General features: G+C 68.9%; 5 protein-coding genes and 1 tRNA gene. 3 read left to right on the forward strand and 3 right to left on the reverse strand.

Annotated features, from left to right (window positions below):
* Positions 1-78: 78 nt before the first annotated feature.
* On the reverse strand, positions 79-912 hold the full coding sequence (locus ACTIR_RS0109615; protein WP_026454105.1) for a glycosyltransferase family 2 protein: 834 nt from the start codon (positions 910-912) through the stop codon (positions 79-81).
* Positions 909-1,691, reverse strand: coding sequence for a GntR family transcriptional regulator (locus tag ACTIR_RS0109620; protein ID WP_199285595.1), 783 nt, complete (start codon positions 1,689-1,691; stop codon positions 909-911). The genes ACTIR_RS0109615 and ACTIR_RS0109620 overlap by 4 nt, the downstream gene beginning before the upstream one ends.
* Before the next feature lie 148 nt (positions 1,692-1,839).
* Here ACTIR_RS0109620 and ACTIR_RS0109625 point away from each other — a divergent pair, with 148 nt between their 5' ends.
* From ACTIR_RS0109625 to ACTIR_RS0109635, 3 genes are read left to right on the forward strand one after another with little or no spacing between them, the layout of a single operon-like run.
* Positions 1,840-2,241 carry a hypothetical protein gene (locus tag ACTIR_RS0109625; RefSeq protein WP_026454107.1) on the forward strand — a complete coding sequence of 134 codons (402 nt, stop codon included), beginning with the start codon at positions 1,840-1,842 and terminating at the stop codon, positions 2,239-2,241.
* Positions 2,242-3,612, forward strand: a complete 1,371-nt coding sequence (locus ACTIR_RS0109630; RefSeq protein WP_026454108.1) for a replication initiator — start codon at positions 2,242-2,244, stop codon at positions 3,610-3,612.
* A complete protein-coding gene (locus ACTIR_RS0109635; RefSeq protein WP_026454109.1) occupies positions 3,612-4,814 on the forward strand; it encodes a tyrosine-type recombinase/integrase in 1,203 nt (400 codons plus the stop codon). Before ACTIR_RS0109630 ends, ACTIR_RS0109635 begins: the two co-directional genes overlap by 1 nt.
* 49 nt (positions 4,815-4,863) lie before the next feature.
* Here ACTIR_RS0109635 and ACTIR_RS0109640 read toward each other — a convergent pair.
* A tRNA-Lys gene (locus ACTIR_RS0109640) sits at positions 4,864-4,936 on the reverse strand.
* Positions 4,937-5,281 lie beyond the last annotated feature (345 nt).

The following is a 5,281-nucleotide window of genomic DNA, read 5'->3' on the forward strand; positions in this document are numbered from 1 at the left end:
AGGCAGGCGGCCCCGGAGGGGCCGCCCTTGAACATGTAGAGAAAGTCCTCACCACGTGTACGAGCAGAGAGCGGGAACTCAGTCCTTCCACCACGCGGTGCTCGGGGCTACGGCGTCCTTGGCTGCCGGACTGACGTCGACTGTGAACTCTCGGGCTGGTGCTGGCTGGCCTGCGAGTCGCACACCCGCGGTGGTGAGCGCCTGGACGCGCTGGAGTGCGATGCGTCGTTCGGCCTCGCTGAAGAGCTTCGAGGTCTGCGCCCGGTGGGTCTGCTGCTCGTGCAGTCGGTAGAGCCAGGTGACGGCAGGGTCGTTGTATCCGTTCACCAGTTCGGAGAGTGCGGCGAACATGACGATGTCCTCGTCGATGGGCGCGCCTGCCCAACCACCCAGCGCGCGGACGAGTTCTGTGCGCATCATCAGTGCGGCGCAGTGGATCGGCCAGTTCCCGCCGTGCTCGATCGCCCAGTCGTTGACCGTGCCGCGTGCGACGGTTCCGAACGGGAGTGCTGACTCATAGCTGTTGCGGGTGCCGTCCGGGAGGAGGTCGTCGGCCTGGCCGACCGCCCATCCGATCTCGGGGTCCTCGAACCGCGGGATGAGTGTTCGGAGTGCGTCGGGTAGGAGCACGTCGTCGTGGTCGAGGACCTGGACGAGTTCGCCGGTGGCGCGGGAGAGTGCGAGGTTTCGCGTCGCGGCGGTCCCGAGCTGGCTGTGGTTGGCCTCGTAGTGCATCCCGGGGATGTCCGCGAACAGCTCGGTGAGCTGCGGTTGTGCCCCGTCCTCCTGGATGAGCCACTCCAGCTCCCACCCCTCGGGGAGCTGTTGTTCCCGGACGCTGCGGAGGGTCTCGGGGAGGTAGGCGGCGTTCGGGCCGTAGGCCGCTGTGATGATCGAGACGCGGCGGGTCACTGCTCCTCGCTCCAGGGCGTGAGAGGCGTGTGGAAGGTGAGCCGCGTACGGTCCGCCGGATACTGCGCGTCGGTCACCTCGACGGTGCGCCCCTTGGTATCGATCGAGGTCCGGCGGCACCAGATCATCGGGATTCCGTCCGGGAGCTCCCAGCGTTCGATATCCACAGTGGAAGGCATCGCTGCGGTCACGTCGTCGATGACCTCGATGACCTCGATCCCGACCGTGTAGAGCTGGTGCAGGGTTCCGCCGGGCCACGCCGCGTTGGCAGGGTCCGAGATCGCCGGGTTGTCCCGGATAAGCTCGCTGGGTATCCAGGAGATCGACCATGCTTCGAGCCGCCCTGTCCGCGGGTCGGAATGCTCGTACACCCGTTCGAGTAGCGAAGCGGAGGGGTCGATGCCGAAAGCCTCGGCCAGGTCGCCGGCTTCGACGGTGCGGTACTCGGCGTGGAACTTCAGCGCATCCAACGGGACGTGCATGTCCTCCTCGGCCAGTCCCCGGTGGCTGCGCTCCCGCTCCGTCGTCAGCACGAGGTCCTTCTCCTCCTGGTGCCGCTTCGACGTGCGCACGACCTGCCTGGGCGGTATCCGAACGGTCGGAGCCTTGCCGCGCCCGCCAGTGATCAACCCCTGCTGCTTCATGAGCTGGATGGCGGTACGCGCGCTGGTGATGGAACAGGACCACTGCTCGGCCAACTCGTGCAGCGTCGGCAGGGAGTCGCCCGGCTGCAGCTCGCCTGCCTCGATCTTGATGCGGAGATCGTCGGCGATCTGCACCGCGAGCGGCGCCCGAGCTGGGGTTTTCCGAGGTTCCATGGGGGCAGTCTAGCAGTTTGCCCGCAAACCCCATTGCCATAGCGGCTCCCGCTCGGTAGTCTCAGCTTTGTCAGTTTGCGGGCAAACATACAAACCTGGGGAGGTCGGCATGGGTGCGTTGGCGCTCGTCGCTGAGGAGCCGTGCGTGGTGGAGGTGCCGGAGCGGTTCCGTTTCTCGGACGAGAATCCGTTGACCTTGGGGCCGTATGCGCGGGACAAGTTCGGTGATCTGCCGCCGTACATCGAGGACGTGATCACGGATGTGGTGGGTCTGTCCTGGGGTGAGTGGGACGCGCTGGTCGATGCGGGCGAGGTCTACTCGGTGGTCGGGCCGTTCGAGGAGTTCTCGCTGGCGCCGTTCCTGGCCACGGTGCGCGCGGGCAGGCCGGGGCTCGGTGGTCCGCTCGGGCCGTGTGAGGACTGCTGGGGGACGCTGGCGCTGCTGGACGTGGATGGCTCGATGACGGGTCGGACCACCGGCGTCGTGCTGTGCTTCTGCTCGGGGGTGTGAATGGGGGCGCGGGAGTCCGCTCGCCTGGTCGCGGATCTGCCGGGCGAGGATGCGCGGTTGTCGCACCTGCTGCAGAGCGGTGGGTACCGGTCGTGGCGGGCCAAGGTCGAGGCGGTCGGCGGCTGCGCGAAGCCGGTGCGGTTGTCCGGCTCGACGGTGTGGCAGGCCTCCGACGGGCGCGCGGTGCGGGAGTTCGAGGGCTCGATCCTGGCGGCGTGCGGCAACCGGCGGGAGTCGGTGTGCCCGTCGTGCTCGGAGCGGTACGCCGCGGACACGTTCCACCTGATCCGGGCCGGTCTCGCCGGGGGCAAGGGTGTCGGTGAGTCGGTGGCGCGGCGGCCTCGGTTGTTCGTGACCCTGACCGCGCCGTCGTTCGGTCCGGTGCACAACCGGCCGACCACCCGGAGCGGTAAGCCGCGGCCCTGTGCCTGCGGGACGTCGCATCACGAGCACGATCCCCGGCTCGGTACGCCGCTCGCTCCGGAGAGCTATGACTACGCGGGTGCGGTGCTGTGGCAGGCGCACGCGCCGGAGCTGTGGCGGCGCTTCACGATCACCTGCGGGCGGCATCTGGCGCGGGCGCTCGGCCTGCGGCCTCGGCAGCTCACGGATCATCTGCGGCTGTCGTATGCCAAGGTCGCCGAGTACCAGCGGCGCGGCCTGGTCCACTTCCACGCCGTGATCCGGGTGGACGGGCCGGACGGTCCCGGCACGGACCCGCCGAGCGGGGTGGACGCGGGCCTGCTGGAGCAGGTGGTGCGGTCGGCGGCGTATGCGGTGTCGGTGGACACTCCGGACTCCGCCGCGGTCGGGGTGCGGCGGCTCGGTTGGGGTGCGCAGGTCGACTGCCGCACGATCGCCGAACAGGAGCCGGACGATCCGGCTCGGCTGGTGCGGGACCGGTCGGTGTCGGCCTACATCGCCAAGTACGCCACCAAGGGCACCGGGCACACCGTCGGTGCGGACACCCCGATCCGCTCCGAGCAACACATCGCCGACCTGCACGTCTCCGACCACGCCCGAGCCATGATCGAAACGGCGTGGCGGCTCGGTGGGCTGCCGGAGCTCGCCGGGCTGCGGTTGCGGAAGTGGGCGCACATGCTCGGCTTCCGGGGGCACTTCCTGACCAAGTCCCGCCGCTACTCGACCACCTTCACCGCCCTCCGCGACGTGCGGCGGGACCACCGTTTTCGCCGCGACCTGGCCGAACTCGGCATCCACGACCCGGACGAGATCACCGTCATGAATGACTGGTCCCTCGTCGACATCGGTTACCGCAACGAGGCCGAGCGCGCGCTCGCGGAAGCCATCGCCGACAGGGCGATCCACCGACGGAAGAACCGACGACCCGACGAGAGCGCGGTGACGTGATGGCTCGCCCGCCCTTGCCCGTCGGCACACACGGCAAGATCAACGTGAACCGGAAGGCCGATGGCAGCTACGTCGCCAAGGCGAAGTTCCGGGACCTCGACGGCGTGACCCGGCTCGTCGAGCGGTCCGAGCGCACCGCGGCTGCTGCGCGGAACCGGTTGCTCGAAGCACTCCGGGACAGGTCGACGGAGTCGGCCGGGGGTCCGTTGACCGCGGACACGAAGTTCGGTGCTGTGGCTGATCTGTGGCTCCGTGAGGTCCACTCCGCCGTGGAATCCGGCGAGATGTCGCCGAGCTCGGCCGACCTGTACGAGCGGCAGCTCCGGAACTACGTGCGCCCGGCGCTGGGGGAACTCCGGATACGCGAGGTCACCACTCCGCGAGTCGACGCCCTCCTCCAGGCCGTGCGGAAGCGGCGGAGCGCGGCCACGGCGAAGGTCGTGCGGAGCGTGGTCTCCGGCGTCATGGGACTGGCGGCCCGGCACGGTGCGATAGTGGCGAACCCCACCCGCGAGACCAAGAAGATCAGTTCGGGTGAGCAACGCACCGTCCGGGCGTTGTCGGCGGAGGAACGGGTGCGGTGGTTGGAACAGCTCGAAGCCGACCCCGTGGCGGTTCGCAAGGATCTGCCGGACCTCACCCGGTTCATGCTGGCGACAGGGGTGCGGATCGGTGAAGCGCTCGCGGTGTCCTGGGATGAAGTCGACCTGGACGCCCGGACCGTGGACATCGAGTGGACGTTGGTGCGGGTCCGCGGTGCGGGACTGTGCCGCCTTCCTCCGAAGACGGCGACCGGACGGCGCACACTGCCGCTGCCTCCGTTCGCTGCCGAGATGCTGCGTCGGCGCAAGCTCGCCGAGTACGGCGCGGAGGAGCCGGCCCTCGGCGCTGTGGTGCCCGTCTTCCCGGACTCCGCGGGCGGTTGGCGGGACCCGAGCAACACTCGTCGAGACCTGCGCACGGCGCGCGGTACCGATGGCTTCGCGTGGGTGACCTCGCACGTCTTCCGGAAGACGTGCGCGACCATCCTCGACGCGGCGCAGTTCACGCCGCGGCAGATCGCCGACCAACTCGGCCATGCGCGGCCGTCGCTGACTCAGGATGTGTACGTGGCGCGGAAGGTCGCGAACCCGGACACCGCCGACGTCCTGAATGCGGAACTGGATACGGAGTCAACGTCCAAAGAGTTGGGTTCCGGTTGACTCCGCCCGAACGCAGAAAATCCCCAAGTCCTGTGACCTGGGGATTCGGTGCGCCATCAGGGACTCGAACCCCGAACCCGCTGATTAAGAGTCAGCTGCTCTGCCGCTTGAGCTAATGGCGCTCGCCGGATCGGGCCGATCTCCCGGCTCCGTGTGGCGATGTCGTAAACAGTAGCACGCCCCGTGGTGGCCGTGACGCGGCCCCCCGGTCCTTCCGGCGATGTTGAGCGGAGGACACAAGTTGGTGAAGTCGCCGCCCGCGAAGCCTCCGGTCAGACAGACTCGCGCTCACACATTCGGGGCAAATATTTCGCGAGAACAGGTGAGTTTCAATGGCACGTCGGGGTGGACAGTTGCCATGGCGGGGCGGCCGAGCGCTGGCCCTGCTCGTGGTGGGCGTCGTGGTCGCCGGGTGTGGTGGGGGCGCCGCCGACGAGGGGGCCGCGCCGCCGGCGTCGTCGGAGGCC

This window comes from Saccharomonospora iraqiensis subsp. iraqiensis (genome assembly GCF_000430445.1).
In the GTDB taxonomy this organism is placed as follows: Bacteria; Actinomycetota; Actinomycetes; order Mycobacteriales; family Pseudonocardiaceae; genus Saccharomonospora; species Saccharomonospora iraqiensis.